Raw genomic sequence first — 16,028 nt, forward strand, 5'->3', positions numbered from 1 at the left:
CGGTGCAGGGTAGCGCCCCGGCAGCGGCGGCGCCACCTGCAGCCAGTGCTGCCGACGCCGGCGAGAACAAGCTGGCGGCAATCAGCGGCCTCGACAGCACCGCAGCACTGCAGCGATTTGCCGGCAACCGCGCGCGTTACCGCCACTGGCTGCGGGAATTCGTCGGCGAGTCGGCCGGTTTCACCGCGACCATCGATACCCTGCTGGCCGGTGGTGCAAGCGAGTCGGCAAGACAGGCGGTGCACGCCTTCAAGGGCCGCGTCGGAATGCTCGGCATGCGCGAACTGCAAGCTCTGGCCGCGGCGCTCGAGCAGGCTCTGCGGACCGGCAAGGCGAACAGCCCGGCGGGCCATGCACTGCGCCGGCAACTGGCGCAGTCGATTGAGGCCATGTGCGTCGGCATTCAGGCGGCGCTCGCCCAATCGCCCCCCCGGCAGGCGACCAGCCGGGGGGGCAGACCGCCACCGGGAGCAAGGCCTGCCGGGCCGATGCCCGCTTCGGTCGCAGCCCTGCTGCGCTTGCTGCAGGACGCGGATGGCGGCAGTGCCACGGCGATCGAAAGCTGTCTTGCAGAGCTGCCGGATAACGACTGGGAACCGTTGCTGCAAGCGGCGCGGGCAGAGGTGCAGAAGTTCGATTTCGAGGCCGCGCGGCAACTCCTCGCTGGCGGCGATGAGGCCGGATGACAATTTCGATATCGCAAGACGGCCGCTCCCCGATCATCAAACAACCCATAACCCGGATGGAACATCATGACCACCATTCTCCTGATTGATGACGACCCGGCCACCCTTGAAGTCATCAACGCATCCTTGCTCCCGCACTTTCGCACGCGCATCGCGACGCGTGGCGGCAAGGGCATCGAGCTGGCGATCATGTCGCCGGCACCCGACCTGGTCCTGCTCGACCTCGAATTGCCCGACATGAACGGCTATCAGGTCTGCTCGGCGCTCAAGCGGAATACCCGCACCGCCGAGATCCCGGTGATCTTTCTTTCCAGCCACACGGATATTGCCGACATCATCCGCGGTCTCGAACTCGGCGCGGTCGATTATGTGCCCAAGCCGGTGGAGCCGCCGATTCTGCTGGCACGCGTACGCACACAACTACGCCTGCGCCAGGCACAGATCTATCTGGCTGACCGCAATCTCCATCTCGAATCGCTGGTGAGCGAACGCACGCATGCCCTCGAAGCCCGGACGCTGGACCTGCAACGCAGTCAGGAACTGACGATCGTGGCCCTCGGAGCGATCGCCGAAACCCGTGACAACGAAACCGGCAACCATATTCGCCGCACACGCGCCTACGTCCGGACGCTCGTCGAATACTTCCTGCAACAACCCGCACAGCGGGAACGCATGCCACTCGAAGAATGGGGACTGATCTGGAAATGCGCCCCCCTGCACGACATCGGCAAGGTGGGAATTCCCGACCAGATCCTGCTCAAGGAGGGACCACTCGACGCTGACGAGTTCGAGATCATGAAACGACATACGACGCTCGGCCGCAATGCCCTGCGCGCCGCCGAACTCGGGGGCGACACCCGGCACCCGTTCCTGCGGATCGCCAGCGAAATCATCTATTCGCATCACGAGCGCTGGAACGGCACGGGCTACCCGGAAGGCCTCTGCGGCGAGGACATTCCCTTCGCGGCACGCCTGATGGCCATCGCCGACGTCTACGACGCCCTGATCAGCAAGCGCGTGTACAAGCCCGCCCTGCCCCACGGCAAAGCCGTGGAGATCATCGTGCAGGGGCGTGGCAAACAATTCGACCCGCTGATTGTCGACTGCTTCCTGGTCTGCGCCGAAACCTTCAACACGATCGCCACCGGTCACTCCGACGCCCCACCGCCATGGCCAGTCGCCGGCGCATCCCTGGCCACGGCCCGATCCGGGGACGCAGCTGGCCAGGGCAGCCTCCAGGAACTCCGGCATTCCTGACCGATTCACCCATTCAACATCGGAAGCATTGATGAACCAAAAGAAAATCCAGGTCATGATCATCGATGACTCGCCGCTGGTCCGTCAGGTCATCGCGCAGGCACTGGTCCGGGAGACCGGCATGGAGGTCATGAGTACGTCGGCCGATCCGCTCTTCGCCATGGACAAGCTGCGCCGGAGCTGGCCGGATGTGATCATTCTCGATATCGAAATGACGCGCATGAACGGCCTCTCTTTCCTGCGCAAGCTGATGGCTGAACGACCGACGCCGGTGATCATCTGTTCGGCGCCCGCCGCGACCGGCAGCGACATGCTCATGCAGGCGCTTGCCGCCGGCGCCGTGAGCATCATCAACCGGCCAAAATTCGGGCTCAAGGGTTTCCTCGAAGACGCCACGAACGACATCATCGCGGCCATCCGCGCGGCCGCCCGAACCCGGGTCGCCTTGCCGGGACAGCCGCTCCCCACCACCCATCCGGCGGCGAGCACGCGGCTGCCGACGCTGGAGAGAATGACGCGCAACAGCGCCGACGCCATCCTCCCCGCCGGTACCGCGACGGTGCAACGGACGACCGACAAGGTGATCGCCATCGGCACCTCGACCGGCGGAACGCAGGCACTCGAAGCGGTACTGACCCGCCTGCCGCCGACGATCGCGGGCATCGTCATCGTCCAGCACATGCCCGAGCAGTTCACCGCGATGTTCGCCGAACGCCTTGATTCGCTGTGTACGATCGAGGTCCGCGAGGGCCGGAACAACGACCGCGTGCTGCCGGGGCGCGCGCTGATCGCCCCTGGCGGCAGGCACATGCTGTTGAAGCGCAACGGCGCGCAGTATTACATCGAGGTGCTCGATGGCCCCCTGGTCAATCGCCACAAACCCTCGGTCGATGTGCTGTTTCGCTCGGTGGCCCGGTTTGCCGGCGGCAACGCGGTCGGCGTGATCATGACCGGCATGGGGGATGACGGCGCCCGCGGCCTCAAGGAGATGAATGATGCCGGCGCCGCGACGATCGCCCAGGATGAAGCCTCCTGCGTGGTTTTCGGCATGCCCAGGGAGGCCATCAAGCTCGGCGCCGCCGATCGGGTGCTGCCACTCCAGCAGATCCCTGCGGCGCTGATCGAAACCTTCAACCCACGCGAGGTTTGAATATGACCATGCAACGATACGACATCCTGAAGAAGATCGCCGCAGAACTGGAACATGGCGAAGTGAACTTCTCGACCAACGCCCTGGTCGCGCTCAAACTGCAGCATGCGCTCAACGATCCGGATTGCCACATCGACCAGGCCACGCACCTGATCAAGGCCGAACCCCTGCTGTCGGCCAGGGTCGTGGCACTGGCCAACTCGACCGCCTTCAATCCCTCGGGCCGCCCGATCACCGACGTACGCACCGCCGTTCTGCGGCTGGGTTTTCGCTATCTGCGCTCGCTGGCAGCGGCAGTCGTCACGCGCGCGCTGGCCTCCCCCTTGTCGGTACAGGATCGTGCCATGGCGGCGCGACTCTGGGAGCACACCGCACATGTCGCGGCACTGGCGCAGGTGATTGCCCGCAAGGTGACACACCTCGACCCGGAAACCGCGATGTTCGCCGGCATCGTCCATGAAATCAGCGGCTTCTACCTGATTTCACGCGCCGCCGAGTATCCCGGCCTGCTCGACGAGGATTTTCCGGCGTGGAGCGAAACCGGCGAGGCCGAGGTCGGCCGCCCCTTGCTCCAGGTTCTGGAGGTCCCGCAAACGGTGGTCGAAGCGATTGAAGTGTGCTGGCGGGGCTTTCTGGCGATGCCGCCGACGACGCTCGGCGATACCCTGCTGCTGGCCGACGAACTGGCTCCGGTCGAAAGCCCGTTACGCGACCTCGACGGCGTTCCCAGGGAAGGCACGGCAGCCTCGATCGACCTGCTGATCGGCGAGGACACGCTACTCGAAATCATGCATGAGTCGGCAGATGACGTGCGTTCGCTGACGGCGGCGTTGCGTCTCTAAGCGTGCCTGGCGAGCGCTGCCAGGAGAGAGGGAACACCCAGCCCGGCTATGACTGGCCCGTTGCGACCAGATGGCGACCAGCCGAATCGCCCTGCCGGGCAGCCACCCAGGCCACCAGGTCGGCAGCCGGCATCGGCCGGGCAATGCCGTCACCCTGGGCATTTTCGCAGCCGAGCTGGAGCAGCATCCGGCCCTGCTCGACATTCTCCACGCCTTCGGCGACGATCTGGCGGCGGAAGGCCGTGGCAAGCCCGATCACCCCTTCGAGGATGGCCCGATTCTCCCCACCTTCGAACAGGTCGCAGACAAAACTGCGGTCGATGTTGATCCGGGAAACCGGCAGGCTCTTCAGGTAGGTCAGCGAGGAATGACCACAGGCAAAATCGTCGAGGGCAAATGACACGCCGATTTTCCGGCACGCGCTGATGATCGCACAGACGCTGGCCAGGTCCGTCAGCGCACGGGTCTCGCGCAATTCGAGATCAAGCCTGCCGGGTTCGACTTCCGGCTGTCCGGCCAGCAGCGCACTCAGTCGTTCGACGAAACCGGCCTGTTGCAACTGCCGCGCGCCAATATTGACGCTCACCGCCATCTCCAGTCCGGCAGCGCGCCATTCTGCGATCTGCGCCAGCGCGCGTTCGATCACCCATTCCCCGAGATGGACTGCCAGCGGGTGATTCTCGATCAGCGGCAGGAAAGTGGCCGGCAGCAGCAATCCCTGTTCCGGATGCTGCCAGCGAATCAGGGCCTCGACCCCGATCACCGCGCCGCTGCGCAGGTTCACCCTGGGCTGATAGTGGAGAACGAATTCATCGGCCAACAGGGCACGGCGAAGGTCCTCCAGCCGTTCATTGTGGCTGCGGACGCTGCGATCCAGCTCGGCATCGAAGACACAGTAGCGGTTCTTGCCGGCGAGCTTGGCCTGGTACATGGCCTGGTCGGCCTGGCGCAACAGTTGATCGGCATCGACCTCCTCAGCCTGCGGGTAGAAGGTCACGCCGATGCTGGTCGACACCTGCAGGACCCGCTCGCCGTACCGCACCGGCTGGGCGCTGGCGGCAATCAGGCGGTTCAGGATCGGTGCACAGGAAGTGATGTCGGGAAGATCGAGCAATACCGCGACAAACTCGTCGCCTCCCAGACGCGCCAGCGTGTCGCCTTCGCGCAAGACCTGCTTCATTCGGCCCGCCACCGTCATCAGCAGCTGGTCTCCGGCCTCATGACCGTGCTGGTCGTTGACCGCCTTGAAGCCATCGAGGTCGAGAAAGGCGGCGGTCAGACGCTGCCCGCGCCGCTGGGTCTGGATCATGCCCTGCTGCAGGCGGTCGGCCAGCAGCGCGCGGTTGGGCAAACCGGTCAGCGCGTCGTAGTGGGCCGTCCGCTTGAGCTTTTCTTCGTTCGCCTTGAGCAGGGTGATGTCGGAGAACAGGGCCACGTACTGCCGGGTTCTGCCCTGATCATCGTGCACCGCGCTGATCGTGAGTATCGCCGCAAACATCTCGCCGTTCTTGCCGCGATTCCAGACTTCACCGCTCCAGTGGCCCTGGCCGATCAGATCGCCCCACATGGCGGTGTAAAACTCCTTTTCCTGTAGACCGGAGCGGAGAAAGCGCGGATTCTGCCCCAGGGATTCCTCGCGACTGAAACCGCTCATCCGGGAAAAGGCCTCATTGACGTCGATGATCGTGCCGTCTGGGGCAGTGATCATGATGCCCTCGCGGGCGTTGGTGAACACGCTGGCCGCGTTGATCTGCTGCAGGCGATCGGATTCTGCGCGTTGCTCGGCCAACTGCATCTGCCGACGGTAGAGGCTGATCGCCAGCAGCGTGATCGCCAGCAGGGCGGGAACCATGACGCCAAGCACGATCCTGGTCTCGGTCCGCCATTGCTGCAGGGCGTGCCGACGATCGAGCGCCGTGACGACGAGGAAGGGATACAGGCGCGACGCTCGAAAGGCAATCAGCTGCGGGCGATCCTCGCTGCTGCCCTGCTCGAACTGGCCGAACTCGACCTCGTCCAGGCGCAGGTCGCGAACGAAGTGGTCCCGCAACGATCCGGGTTGCCCGCCGGGATCGCTATCGATCAGCAGCGTGCCGTCGTAGCGCAGCACGCTGACCGACCCCTCCTCGGCAGCGAGCTTCTGCGCAACATGGTTGATGAAATAGTCCGGATTCAGCGCAAAGAGTAGGGTCACGCGACCCTTGCCAAGCCCGATGCTGCGCATCACCGGAATGAAGCCGAGCGAGTCGGCATCGACGGGCGTTCCCGCTGTCGATGCCTGGCCACTGGCGAAATCACGTCCGGCCCAGGGCTTGCCGATGCGCAGGATCTGCAGCCGGCCAGCGTCTGCCGGCAGATAGTCTTGTGTCGCCACCGTCACGCCGAGGTTGGCAGGATTGGAACTGGCGACAATCTGGCCCGCGTCGTCGAGCAGGGACATCGAGCGTAGGAACGGTGCATGCTGCAGGGCCGCCACGAAAGTCTGCTCGATGCCGCGCAGATCACGCACAAGCGACACCTGGGCCAGGGAGTTGGCCGCGACGAGTTCGGTGAGGTGCAGGCTTTGCGTCAGGAAGTCCTCGAAACCCCGCGAATGCATCGCTGCGATGCCCAGGGCGTTGGCCACCGCCTCGCCACGCAGTCGCCACAGGGTGTAGGCGCTCATGGCGACCATGCCGCCGACGAATACGCCCAGAAGAAGCAGAAACGTCGTACGTAACTGCCGCCAGGCGCGTCGCGTCATGGGGACACGATGGTCTCGAGTTTGTGCCGCCGGGCGGCTGCCAGCAGACGCCCATCGTGCTTGATGTCACTGACGAAACGCTCGATGCGTGCCGCCCAGGCCTCGTCACCGGGCTGCATGGCATAAGCGTAGGGGGTGATGTGGTAGGCACCAGGGGGCGAGACCAGGCGCGCCCAGTCGGTGCTCGCCAGAAAACGCTGGCTATAGGGGTAATCGGTCAGAAAAACGTCGGCGCGACCCGACTGGACTTCCTCCTCGCGTGCAAATGGAGTGTCGAGAACCAGCAGTTGCGCCGCCTTGAGTTTGCCCTTCATGATCGACTCATGGAGTGTCCCCTTGGCGACGGCCACCACCGAGCCGGTGCGGTCGATCTGATCCCAGTCCTTGATCCGGCGATTGGTTTTGGTGGTGATCGCATAGATGTCGCTGGCCAGATAGGGGCGCGTGAAGCGCAGCTTTTCCGCACGCGCGGGCGTGATGCCGACCGCAAACATGGCCAGATCGCAGCGATCCTGAGTGACATCATCGATCAGCCTGGCGAAGGAGCTATCCACGAACTGCACCGCCACGCCGAGGTCCCTGCCGAGTTCGCCGGCCAGATCGATATCGATCCCGGACAGCAACTGCGTCTTCGGGTTGCGGTAGGTGATGCTGTAGTAATCGGGCCAGATGCAGACACGCACCACCCTGGCCTCCCGGACTCGATCGAGCCGGCTCGTGGCGAGGTCTGCAGTGCTTCCCTGAGCAGACACGGCCAGACCGCCGGCCAGCATGGCAAAACGCCAGAGGAGAACGAGAATGCGCATTGCAATCTCCGGAAATGAATCTTGAGGCATGGACCGCCAGCCATCCGAAATGGCCATTACCATCGGATATTGAATCATAAAAACCCCGCCGTTGGCTGGTAAATTGTGCTCATGCGGGGAATTGTCAGTACAATCCCCGGCATGAGCTCGGGTGTGAATGAAAGTGTTCGGAAGGATCGACCCCTGCCACGCGGCAGGTCATTGACCAAGCTCTTTGCCGTCCCGGCAGTGGCCTGCCCGCGGCGCGTCCATTCCACACAGGAGAAAGCTTCCCCATGGCAAAAACCATTTTTCTGGTCGATGATTCGGCAACCATCCTGCTCAGCGTATCAAGCATTCTCGGCAAGGCCGGCTTTGCCGTCGAGAAGGCGTCGAATGCCGAGGAGGCCTTGAAGAAGTTCAAGGCCGGCGTCACGGTCGACCTCCTGATCACCGACCTCAACATGCCCGGCATGAACGGCATCGAGCTGATCAAGCAGGTGCGCACGCTGCCCGCCTACAAGTTCCTGCCGATTCTCTTCCTGACCACCGAATCGCAGCAAAACCGCAAGGCGGAAGCCAAGGCCGCCGGCGCTTCGGGCTGGATCGTCAAACCAGCGACCGCCGACGACCTGCTCAATACCATCAAGCTGGTCATCCGTTAGGCCGAGACGATGACCTCCTCCCTCGGCAACCCTCAAGACCAGTACCGCCGGCGTTCGCTGCTCACCGGACTGGCCGCGGCCGTCGTGCTGCTCATCGCCATCCTGCTCCTGCACGGTTGGTACGTCGATTTCCTGAGCCAGACCTTCGGTCTGGGCGACCGCAGCCGCGACATCCTGATGATCCTGCTCGGTCTGCTGCTGTTCCTGGGCCTCCGGCAGGCACTCTCGCAGTTCCTGTACCACGACGCGCACCTGGGCATCAACGAAAGTCTCCGGGACGAACGCGCGCGCTGCCCGGCGCAACAGGTCTGCCAGCGCGTCGCCCTGCCCGAGCTGCGGGAAATCCCGCGCTTCAACCGGGTCCTGGTCGGGCAGTTGCAGAGCGTCGTCGAGCAGACCGAACAGGCCGCCTACGATGTGACTTCACGACTGCAGACGATCGACGAGGTGGTCACCGACCTGAACCGGTTCGTGGCCAGCGCCGCCGCCGAATCGCAAGCCATGGCGCACGAATCCGAAGAGCGGATTGCCGGCAATCGCCAACTGATCGGCAAGCTCGAAGCCTTCATCGCCCAGCGCGTCGAAGAGACCACCGCCGACGAGAAACACGGTGCCGAAGCGATCCAGGAAGCCCGGTCGCTGCAAACCCTGGTCGATCTGATCCGGCACATTGCCGGCCAGACCAACCTGCTCGCGCTCAACGCCGCCATCGAGGCCGCCCGCGCTGGCGAGGCCGGACGCGGTTTCGCGGTCGTCGCCGACGAGGTGAGGAAGCTCTCGCACGAAACCGAAACCGCGGTCAAGAAGATCAACGACGGCATCATCGCCGTCACCCAGATCATCGAGCGTCAGTTCAAGGATAAGCTCGCGCACTCGCACATCCACGAGGAACGCGACAGCCTCGAACGCTTCACACAGCAGCTCGCGGCCCTCGGTGCCAGCTACGAGCACCTGACGGCGCGCGAACGGCAGATTCTCGACACCATCACCACGAACAGCGGCAGGCTCGCCACGATGTTCATGGAAGCCCTGGCCAGCGTGCAGTTCCAGGACGTGACGCGCCAACAGATCGAACAGGTGATCAGCGGCCTCACACGTCTCGACCAGCACGCCGAAGCGCTCGCCGGGGCCATCGAGAGTGGCGCCGAGGCGCGCATCGAACCGCTCGCCCGGCAGATGGAACAGCAGTTTTCGACCTATGTCATGGACCAGCAGCGCGACGCCCATCGCCAGGCGATCGGTGGCTCCACGCGCAGCCCGAAGCCGCCCGCCACCGTCCGCAGCAAGGCGCCCACTCCAGCCGCTGCGCCAGCGCCGGCCAGCAAACCGTCGAACGTCGAACTCTTCTGAACCACCCCCCAAGGAGCCGCAATGACTGCATCCGCCGCCGCCCGCCTCGCCATTCTCGAGGACATGACGATCTACCAGGCCCAGTCCCAGAAGGAGCAGTTGCTAGCCGCGCTGGCGGCGGCCGAAGCCCTCGACCTCGACCTCGCGGCTGTCCCGGAAATCGATACCGCCGGCCTGCAACTCCTCCTGCTGCTCAAGCGCGAAGCGCTGCAGCAGGGCAAGCCGCTGACCATCGTCGGCCACAGCCCGGCCGTGCAGCGAGTTCTCGACTTCTGCAACCTGGCCGGCCTCTTCGGCGACCCGATGTTCATTTCAGCGCAAGGCTGACCTCTCCTCCGAGCTGGCTACATCCCGGCCGTGCAGCGGGTTCTCGACTTCTGCCATCTGGCCGGCGCCTTCGGCGACCCGATGCTCATGTCGGCGCAAGGCTGACCGCTCCCCCGGAACAAGGAAATACGATGGATGAACTGACCAGCACCTTCGTCAGCGATGGAAAGAAGCGGCGGGAATCGACGCGGAATGTTTCGTAATCGTCGTTCCAGGCAGACTGAAGATCCGAATGCTCCCGAAAAGGTCCGGCACAATGCGTCTCCTCATCCCTCCAGAAAAATGTGTACCCAGGAGATGAAAGCCATGAATCTTTGCCAGAAAATACTGATTCCATCTACAGTCTGCATGATCTTCATGTTAGTCTTGACGAATACAAGACGAATACAAGACTAATGCAGCCAACGGACTGGACTTCGCTCTGACCGACCACATGACCCTCGGGCTGACCGCAATGAAAGCCACGGACGAAAGTTTCAAGATGCTGGCAGCGCTGAGCGACAAACTCGTCAAAGTTGAGGAAAAGCTGCGCCAGGAGGCGTTCGCTCTCTCCGTTGACGACATCGCCTACCAGACCCATCTGCTGACCTTGAACGCCGCCATCGGCCAGTTGAACCAGGCGACGCAGCAGAATGCCCCGGCGTCCGAAGAACTCGCCGCCACCGCCGAGGAACCCGGCAACCAGGCGCAGCAGCAGGAACGGATGACCTTCTTCCAGTGGGCCGACAGCGGCCGCCGCAGCGCGGCGATGAGCTCGATGAGCTGCGTGGCATGATGAGGAACCCGCGCGACCTCGAGCGCTTGGCGCGCCACGTCAACCCCGGTGGCTGGGCGATCGAAAACGAACGACCGATCGCCACCCTCCTCGGCTCGTGTGTCGCCGTCTGCCTGTGGGACCCGCAGCTCCGGGTCGGCGGCCTGAATCACTTCATGTTGCCGAAATTCGAGAAATCGGCCAACAAGGACCTCGACGTCCTGCTTTGCGGCAATTTCTGCATGGAAGCGCTGATGAACGGCATGCTCGCCCGTGGCGCCCAGAAGAAACGTATGCAGAGCAAGGCTTTCGGTGGCGGCAATGTCATTTCATCGCTGACCAGCGTCAGCATCGGCGAGCGCAACGCCGAGTTCGCCCGCGAATGGCTGACACGCGAGGGCATCCAGTTGGTCGCCTCGGACCTGATGGGACCGTGGTCGCGCAAGGTGATCCTCGATCCGCAGACCGGCGAAGCCTTCTGCAAGCGCGGGCAGACCAACCAGAGCATCGCCGAAGCAGAAAGCAGCTACGCCAGCACGCTCTTCGTCGCACCGAAGAAGACCGATATCGAGCTATTCTGAGAATCCATGAACCATTCCGAATCCCCGATCACCGACCAGGAGTTCGCGCTCTTCCAGAAACTGATCTACAAACTGGCCGGCATCAGCCTGTCCGATGCCAAGCGCGTGCTGCTGGTGGGCCGCCTCGGCCGCCGTCTCGCGCATTACAAATTTGACACTTACTCCCAGTATTATCGGCTGGTGTCCTCCGGCCAGCATCCCGATGAACTGCAGCAGATGATCGATCTGCTGACCACCAACGAGACCTATTTCTTCCGTGAACCACAGCACTTCGACTTCCTGCGCGACGTGATCCTCAAGGAGCGGCGCGGGGCAGGCACTTTCCGCATCTGGAGCGGCGCCAGTTCGAGCGGCGAAGAGGCCTACTCGATGGCAATGGTACTCGCCGAGCATTGCAGCGACAGCCCCTGGGAAGTTTTCGGGTCGGACATCAGCCTGACCGTCCTGGCGCGAGCACAGGCCGGGGTGTATGCGCAGGAACGGATTTCCGGCATTCCGCCAGGCTATTTGCGCAAGTATTGCCTGAAGGGTGTGCGCTCGCAGGAAGGCAAGCTACTGATCGACAACCAGCTCAAGCAGCGTGTCCGCTTTGCGCAGGTGAACCTGACTCTGCCGATCACCGGCGTCGGTGACTTCGACGTGATCTTCCTGCGCAACGTGATGATCTATTTCGATGCCGAAACGAAGCGTAAGGTCATCGAGAACATGCTGCCGCACCTGAAACCCGAGGGCTATTTCATCGTCGGCCATTCTGAATCGCTGCACGGCATCAGCAACCGGCTGCAGGCCCTGAAACCGACCATTTATCGAAGACCACGGTAGGGACACCGTGCCGCCGGCAAATGTGCCGGCCTTTCCCCCGAATGCCGGCCCTCCCGAACCGACGCGGAGGTCGGCCATTCACCCCGGCAGCGGCTCCGGATTGCCGAGCGCGGTGGTGTTCAGCCCGCCATCGACATACATGATCTCGCCGGTGATGCCACTGGCGAGGTCGGAGAGCATGAAGGCGGCGGCGTTACCCACTTCGTCGATGGTGATGTTGCGGCGCAGTGGTGCGTTGTGCGCATTGTAGGCAAGCAGGCGCGAGAAGTTGCCGATGCCTGAAGCGGCCAGCGTCTTGATCGGGCCGGCCGAAATGGCGTTGGCGCGAATCCCCTGCGGGCCGAGGCAGAAGGCGAGGTAGCGGGTGGCGGCTTCGAGGCTGGCTTTGGCGAGCCCCATGGTGTTGTAGTTGGGCATGGTGCGCTCGGCGCCAAGGTAGGAGAGCGCGAGCAAAGCGGGTTTACGGCCTCTCAGGAGCATTGGCCGGGCCGCCTTGGCAAGCGCCGGGTAGCTGTACGAAGACACGTCATGCGCGATACGAAAGGCGTCGCGGGTGATGCCCTCCAGAAAGTCGCCTTCGATGGCTTCGCTGGGAGCGTAGGCAATCGAATGCACGAGACCGTCGAGGCCATCCCAGGCTTCGGCAAGGCCGGCGAAAAGCTGTTCGATCGCGAGGTCATCGGAGACATCACAAGGGTAGACGAGAGTGCTGTCGAATTCTTGGGCGAATTTGGCAACACGATCCCTGAACCGATCGTTCTGATAGGTGAGCGCCAGTTGCGCGCCTTCGCGGTGACAGGCCCTGGCAATGCCGTAAGCAATCGAGTGTTTCGACAGTACGCCAGTGATCAGGATACGCTTGTCTGCAAGAAATCCCATGACTTCTCCATGGTTAAAGTTGGCTGGAATTGCAGTTGTTTCGGAAGATCTGAAGCTGCGCATTATAAAGGAATGGCCGTCTGAACCGGCGATTGATGGCCGCCTGGGGTGCAGGTCTGGCGCGACGACGCTGACATTGCGGCGTTCCCGCCCATACCCGAAGGCACGGCGGCTCGTCGACCGATGGATGGGTAAGAACCGAACAGGGATGAAAAAACTGCGCGCTTATGGCACCATCAGCATGTCTGAATGATTTCAGGCACAGGAGTCTCCGGGTGCTGGTCAGCCTTGCTGACCAGAGAATCGGGAAGGCGGTGCCAATCCGCCACGTGCCCAGCGCTGTAAGGAGGACGTTCGCCGCAGAAGGCCACTGGTCGGGGAAACCCCGGCCGGGAAGGCGCGGCAACGATTGAGTCCGAGTCAGAAGACCGGCCAGGAGACGCAATACGGCTGCACGGCCAGGCAGTCCGTGTCTTTCCAGAAGGGGAATCCATGGAAAACTTGAAGGCGCCGCTGGCGCATGCTTTTGCCGATGCCGAACGAGCAGCGGTGTACCAGGCGATCTTCAGTCGCCGCGATGTACGCGGGCAGTTTCTTCCCGAACCGGTGCCCGACGCCGTATTGGGCCGCATCCTGATGGCCGCGCACCATGCGCCCTCGGTCGGCTTCATGCAACCCTGGAACTTCCAGCTGATCCGTTCCGAAGCGGTCAAACGACGGGTCCATGGCCTCTTTGAGCAGGCCAACGCCGAAGCCGCGCAGATGTTTCCCGACGCCCGGCGGGAAATCTACAGTCGGCTGAAACTGCAGGGCATCGTCGACGCGCCGATCAATCTCTGCGTCAGCTGTGACCGCACACGCAGCGGACCGGTCGTCCTTGGCCGGACGCACATGCCGGCGATGGATTTGTTCAGCAGCGTCTGTGCGGTGCAGAACCTGTGGCTGGCTGCCCGGGCCGAAGGCGTCGGCGTCGGCTGGGTCAGCATCTTCCACGAACAGGCCCTGCAGGCAGCCCTCGGCATCCCCGCCCATATCGTTCCGGTGGCCTACCTGTGCATCGGCTACGTTTCCCATTTCAAGGACAAGCCTGAACTCGAACAGGCCGGCTGGTTGCCACGCCTGCCGATCGCCGACCTCATCCATTACGAGCAGTGGGGAGCAACCGATGCCGCCGGCGACGATCCCCTGACCGCGACGCTGGTCGCCATGCAGGCCGACATCCAGCAGCAGGGCGTCTATCCGCATGAATCGTGACGCCCTGTTTGAGACTTCGTTGCCAACCGGAAAGACCCCCCTGATGATCACCCATGAACAACGGATGCAGAAGAAAAAAGAGGTCGTTGACCGGAAGATCGCTGCGGCAGAGGTCGAACGTGGCGTGCTGGTGGTCAATACCGGCAATGGCAAGGGCAAGTCGACCGCCGCTTTCGGCGTTGTCGCGCGCGCCCTGGGGCACCACATGCGGGTGGCGGTCGTGCAGTTTGTCAAGGGTCGTTCCGATTGCGGTGAGGAAAACTTTTTCCGGGCGCAGCCGGGAGTTGCCTGGCATGTCGGCGGCGCTGGCTTTACCTGGGAAACACAGGACCGGGAGCGCGATGCTGCGGCTGCCCGGCTGGCCTGGGAGGTCGCTTGCGGGCACCTCGGCGACCCCGGCGTCGGGCTGGTCGTGCTCGACGAAATGACTTACGCCTTCAAATACGGCTGGCTGGACCTCGAATCCGTCCTGGCCGTGCTGCGCAGCCGCCCGGCCCGACAACACGTCATCGTCACCGGCCGGGCGGCACCGCAGGCACTGCGCGATGCGGCCGATACGGTCAGCGACATGGGCATGGAAAAGCATGCCTTCCAGAGCGGGGTCAAAGCCATGCCGGGACTCGAATGGTGATCACCGGCCGGGTTGCCTGCCCTGCCCTGCTCGTCGCCGCGCCGGCCTCCGGACAGGGCAAGACGACCATGGTCGCCGCCCTGGCTCGCCTGCATGCCCGCCAGGGACGGCGGGTGACGGTCTTCAAGTGCGGGCCGGATTTCCTCGATCCACAAATCCATGCGGTAGCCAGCGGGCGGCCCTGCCAGAACCTCGACCTCGGCATGTGCGGGGAAAGCGATGCCCGCTGGCGGCTGGCACGCGCCGCCGCAGATTCCGACCTGATCCTGATCGAAGGCGTGATGGGCCTGTTCGACGGCCAGCCATCGGCAGCCGACCTGGCCGTCCTCTTCGGCATTCCGGTGCTGACCCTGATCGATGCGCGGGCGATGGCCCAGACCTTCGGAGCCATTGCCCACGGGCTGGCCCACTACCGGCCGGGCCTGCCGTTCGCCGGCGTCCTGGCCAACCGGGTCGGCAGCCCCCGTCACGCCGACCTGCTGCGCGACAGCCTGCCCGCCGGCATCGCCTGGTTCGGTGCCCTGCCGCGCACCGACGATTCATTGCCGGAGCGCCATCTGGGGCTGTTGCAGGCGGCGGAAGTGAGCGATCTGGCAGCACGCCTGGATCTCCTCGCTGACGCCTTGGCAGCCACGACGGCGGTCGACCTGCCGCCGACGGTCAACTTCGCCATGGCGCCGGCGCCGGTGGTGTCGCCACGTCTTGCCGGCCAGTGTATTGCCGTGGCCCGCGATACCGCTTACGGTTTCATTTACCCGGCCAACCTCGAAACGTTGCGGCAACTCGGCGTCACGCTGCGCTTCTTCTCGCCGCTGGCCGGCGAGCCGCTGCCGGTCTGCGACGCGATCTGGCTGCCGGGAGGTTACCCCGAACTGCACGCGCCGACTCTGGCAAGAAACACCGCGCTATGGACGGCCTTGCGTACCCACGTTGAAGCCGGTCAACCTGTGCTCGCCGAATGTGGCGGCATGATGAGCCTGTTTGAATCGGTGACCGACAAGGCTGGCGTCAGTCATGCCTTCGCCGGGCTGCTGCCGGGTCGTGCCGTCATGCAGCAGCGCCTGACGGCGCTCGGCATGCAGTCCGTCGTCCTGCCCGAAGGCCGTCTCCAGGGCCATACCTTTCATTATTCAAAGAGTGAAACGCCCCTGCCACCGCTCTGTCACGCGCAAACGCCCGATGGTCGGGCCGGCGAGGCGATCTACCGTCAGGGTCGCCTGACCGCCTCCTACGTCCATTTCTATTTCCCTTCCAATCCGATGGCCGTGGCGGCGCTATTCAGTCCGTGAACTGAACTGGTCT

At 63.7% G+C, this 16,028-nt stretch carries 16 protein-coding genes, 1 pseudogene and 1 riboswitch; of the genes and pseudogenes, 14 read left to right on the forward strand and 3 right to left on the reverse strand.

All coding sequences use genetic code 11. The annotated features are described in order from the left end of the window. The 4 genes from CAPSK01_RS23085 to CAPSK01_RS14150 form a co-directional block, all read left to right on the forward strand. A partial coding sequence (locus tag CAPSK01_RS23085; protein WP_273703725.1) for an Hpt domain-containing protein occupies positions 1-686 on the forward strand: 686 nt, incomplete at its 5' end. Between the two features lie 66 nt (positions 687-752). Beyond that, a complete protein-coding gene (locus tag CAPSK01_RS14140; RefSeq protein ID WP_273703726.1) occupies positions 753-1,943 on the forward strand; it encodes an HD domain-containing phosphohydrolase in 1,191 nt (396 codons plus the stop codon). A 31-nt stretch (positions 1,944-1,974) separates the two neighbouring features. Beyond that, complete coding sequence (locus CAPSK01_RS14145) at positions 1,975-3,093, forward strand: chemotaxis response regulator protein-glutamate methylesterase (protein ID WP_034927952.1); 1,119 nt, start codon at positions 1,975-1,977, stop codon at positions 3,091-3,093. An 8-nt stretch (positions 3,094-3,101) separates the two neighbouring features. Beyond that, positions 3,102-3,935, forward strand: a complete 834-nt coding sequence (locus CAPSK01_RS14150; RefSeq protein WP_034927999.1) for an HDOD domain-containing protein — start codon at positions 3,102-3,104, stop codon at positions 3,933-3,935. A 46-nt stretch (positions 3,936-3,981) separates the two neighbouring features. Here the strand turns inward: CAPSK01_RS14150 and CAPSK01_RS23090 are convergent, their stop codons facing one another. Then, positions 3,982-6,678, reverse strand: a complete 2,697-nt coding sequence (locus CAPSK01_RS23090) for an EAL domain-containing protein (protein ID WP_273703727.1) — start codon at positions 6,676-6,678, stop codon at positions 3,982-3,984. Continuing rightward, the gene (locus CAPSK01_RS14160) at positions 6,675-7,451 is read right to left on the reverse strand and encodes an ABC transporter substrate-binding protein (RefSeq protein WP_273703732.1); all 777 of its coding nucleotides are present in this window, start codon (positions 7,449-7,451) and stop codon (positions 6,675-6,677) included. The genes CAPSK01_RS23090 and CAPSK01_RS14160 overlap by 4 nt, the downstream gene beginning before the upstream one ends. A 308-nt stretch (positions 7,452-7,759) precedes the next feature. Between CAPSK01_RS14160 and CAPSK01_RS14165 the strand changes: the two genes are divergently transcribed. The 6 genes and pseudogenes from CAPSK01_RS14165 (at position 7,760) to CAPSK01_RS14190 (ending at position 11,962) form a co-directional block, all read left to right on the forward strand. After that, positions 7,760-8,128 carry a response regulator gene (locus tag CAPSK01_RS14165; protein ID WP_034927954.1) on the forward strand — a complete coding sequence of 123 codons (369 nt, stop codon included), beginning with the start codon at positions 7,760-7,762 and terminating at the stop codon, positions 8,126-8,128. A gap of 9 nt (positions 8,129-8,137) precedes the next feature. Next, complete coding sequence (locus tag CAPSK01_RS14170; protein ID WP_034927956.1) at positions 8,138-9,478, forward strand: methyl-accepting chemotaxis protein; 1,341 nt, start codon at positions 8,138-8,140, stop codon at positions 9,476-9,478. 21 nt (positions 9,479-9,499) lie between these two features. After that, a complete protein-coding gene (locus tag CAPSK01_RS14175; RefSeq protein WP_034927958.1) occupies positions 9,500-9,805 on the forward strand; it encodes an STAS domain-containing protein in 306 nt (101 codons plus the stop codon). Between the two features lie 589 nt (positions 9,806-10,394). Further along, positions 10,395-10,580: pseudogene (locus CAPSK01_RS24340) on the forward strand (methyl-accepting chemotaxis protein); the annotation flags it as partial. Beyond that, positions 10,580-11,140: a chemotaxis protein CheD gene (locus tag CAPSK01_RS14185; RefSeq protein WP_034928010.1), complete on the forward strand. Its 561-nt coding sequence runs from the start codon at positions 10,580-10,582 to the stop codon at positions 11,138-11,140. The pseudogene CAPSK01_RS24340 and the gene CAPSK01_RS14185, both read left to right, overlap by 1 nt. A gap of 6 nt (positions 11,141-11,146) precedes the next feature. Beyond that, entirely contained in the window at positions 11,147-11,962 is an 816-nt protein-coding gene (locus tag CAPSK01_RS14190) for a protein-glutamate O-methyltransferase CheR (protein ID WP_034927961.1), read from the forward strand. Between the two features lie 78 nt (positions 11,963-12,040). Here the strand turns inward: CAPSK01_RS14190 and fabI are convergent, their stop codons facing one another. Further along, the gene (gene fabI, locus CAPSK01_RS14195; RefSeq protein ID WP_034927964.1) at positions 12,041-12,841 is read right to left on the reverse strand and encodes an enoyl-ACP reductase FabI; all 801 of its coding nucleotides are present in this window, start codon (positions 12,839-12,841) and stop codon (positions 12,041-12,043) included. Here fabI and CAPSK01_RS23095 point away from each other — a divergent pair. From CAPSK01_RS23095 to CAPSK01_RS14210, 4 genes are all read left to right on the forward strand, one after another. After that, positions 12,840-13,094, forward strand: a complete 255-nt coding sequence (locus CAPSK01_RS23095; RefSeq protein WP_273703728.1) for a hypothetical protein — start codon at positions 12,840-12,842, stop codon at positions 13,092-13,094. The genes fabI and CAPSK01_RS23095 overlap by 2 nt on opposite strands. Positions 13,095-13,097: 3 nt before the next feature. Beyond that, a riboswitch (cobalamin riboswitch) is annotated at positions 13,098-13,293 on the forward strand. A gap of 40 nt (positions 13,294-13,333) precedes the next feature. Beyond that, positions 13,334-14,095: a 5,6-dimethylbenzimidazole synthase gene (gene bluB, locus CAPSK01_RS14200; RefSeq protein WP_034927967.1), complete on the forward strand. Its 762-nt coding sequence runs from the start codon at positions 13,334-13,336 to the stop codon at positions 14,093-14,095. A 43-nt stretch (positions 14,096-14,138) separates the two neighbouring features. Further along, positions 14,139-14,726: a cob(I)yrinic acid a,c-diamide adenosyltransferase gene (cobO, locus tag CAPSK01_RS14205; protein WP_034927969.1), complete on the forward strand. Its 588-nt coding sequence runs from the start codon at positions 14,139-14,141 to the stop codon at positions 14,724-14,726. Further along, positions 14,720-16,015, forward strand: coding sequence for a cobyrinate a,c-diamide synthase (locus CAPSK01_RS14210; protein ID WP_034927971.1), 1,296 nt, complete (start codon positions 14,720-14,722; stop codon positions 16,013-16,015). The genes cobO and CAPSK01_RS14210 overlap by 7 nt, the downstream gene beginning before the upstream one ends. Positions 16,016-16,028: the final 13 nt, after the last annotated feature.

Source organism: Candidatus Accumulibacter vicinus (assembly GCF_000584955.1).
In the GTDB taxonomy this organism is placed as follows: domain Bacteria; phylum Pseudomonadota; class Gammaproteobacteria; order Burkholderiales; family Rhodocyclaceae; genus Accumulibacter; species Accumulibacter vicinus.

What these genes read in the sequence shown, in the direction of transcription:
- CAPSK01_RS14145 (WP_034927952.1), top strand. Translation starts at nt 1,975, where the DNA reads ATGAACCAAAAGAAAATCCAGGTCATGATCATCGATGACTCGCCGCTG.
- CAPSK01_RS14150 (WP_034927999.1), top strand. Translation starts at nt 3,102, where the DNA reads ATGCAACGATACGACATCCTGAAGAAGATCGCCGCAGAACTGGAACAT.
- CAPSK01_RS14175 (WP_034927958.1), top strand. Translation starts at nt 9,500, where the DNA reads ATGACTGCATCCGCCGCCGCCCGCCTCGCCATTCTCGAGGACATGACG.
- CAPSK01_RS14185 (WP_034928010.1), top strand. Translation starts at nt 10,580, where the DNA reads ATGAGGAACCCGCGCGACCTCGAGCGCTTGGCGCGCCACGTCAACCCC.
- cobO (WP_034927969.1), top strand. Translation starts at nt 14,139, where the DNA reads ATGATCACCCATGAACAACGGATGCAGAAGAAAAAAGAGGTCGTTGAC.
- CAPSK01_RS14160 (WP_273703732.1), bottom strand. Translation starts at nt 7,451, where the DNA reads ATGCTGGCCGGCGGTCTGGCCGTGTCTGCTCAGGGAAGCACTGCAGAC.
- CAPSK01_RS14170 (WP_034927956.1), top strand. Translation starts at nt 8,138, where the DNA reads ATGACCTCCTCCCTCGGCAACCCTCAAGACCAGTACCGCCGGCGTTCG.
- CAPSK01_RS14165 (WP_034927954.1), top strand. Translation starts at nt 7,760, where the DNA reads ATGGCAAAAACCATTTTTCTGGTCGATGATTCGGCAACCATCCTGCTC.
- CAPSK01_RS23090 (WP_273703727.1), bottom strand. Translation starts at nt 6,678, where the DNA reads ATGACGCGACGCGCCTGGCGGCAGTTACGTACGACGTTTCTGCTTCTT.
- CAPSK01_RS23095 (WP_273703728.1), top strand. Translation starts at nt 12,840, where the DNA reads ATGACTTCTCCATGGTTAAAGTTGGCTGGAATTGCAGTTGTTTCGGAA.
- CAPSK01_RS14140 (WP_273703726.1), top strand. Translation starts at nt 753, where the DNA reads ATGACCACCATTCTCCTGATTGATGACGACCCGGCCACCCTTGAAGTC.
- CAPSK01_RS14210 (WP_034927971.1), top strand. Translation starts at nt 14,720, where the DNA reads ATGGTGATCACCGGCCGGGTTGCCTGCCCTGCCCTGCTCGTCGCCGCG.
- CAPSK01_RS14190 (WP_034927961.1), top strand. Translation starts at nt 11,147, where the DNA reads ATGAACCATTCCGAATCCCCGATCACCGACCAGGAGTTCGCGCTCTTC.
- fabI (WP_034927964.1), bottom strand. Translation starts at nt 12,841, where the DNA reads ATGGGATTTCTTGCAGACAAGCGTATCCTGATCACTGGCGTACTGTCG.
- bluB (WP_034927967.1), top strand. Translation starts at nt 13,334, where the DNA reads ATGGAAAACTTGAAGGCGCCGCTGGCGCATGCTTTTGCCGATGCCGAA.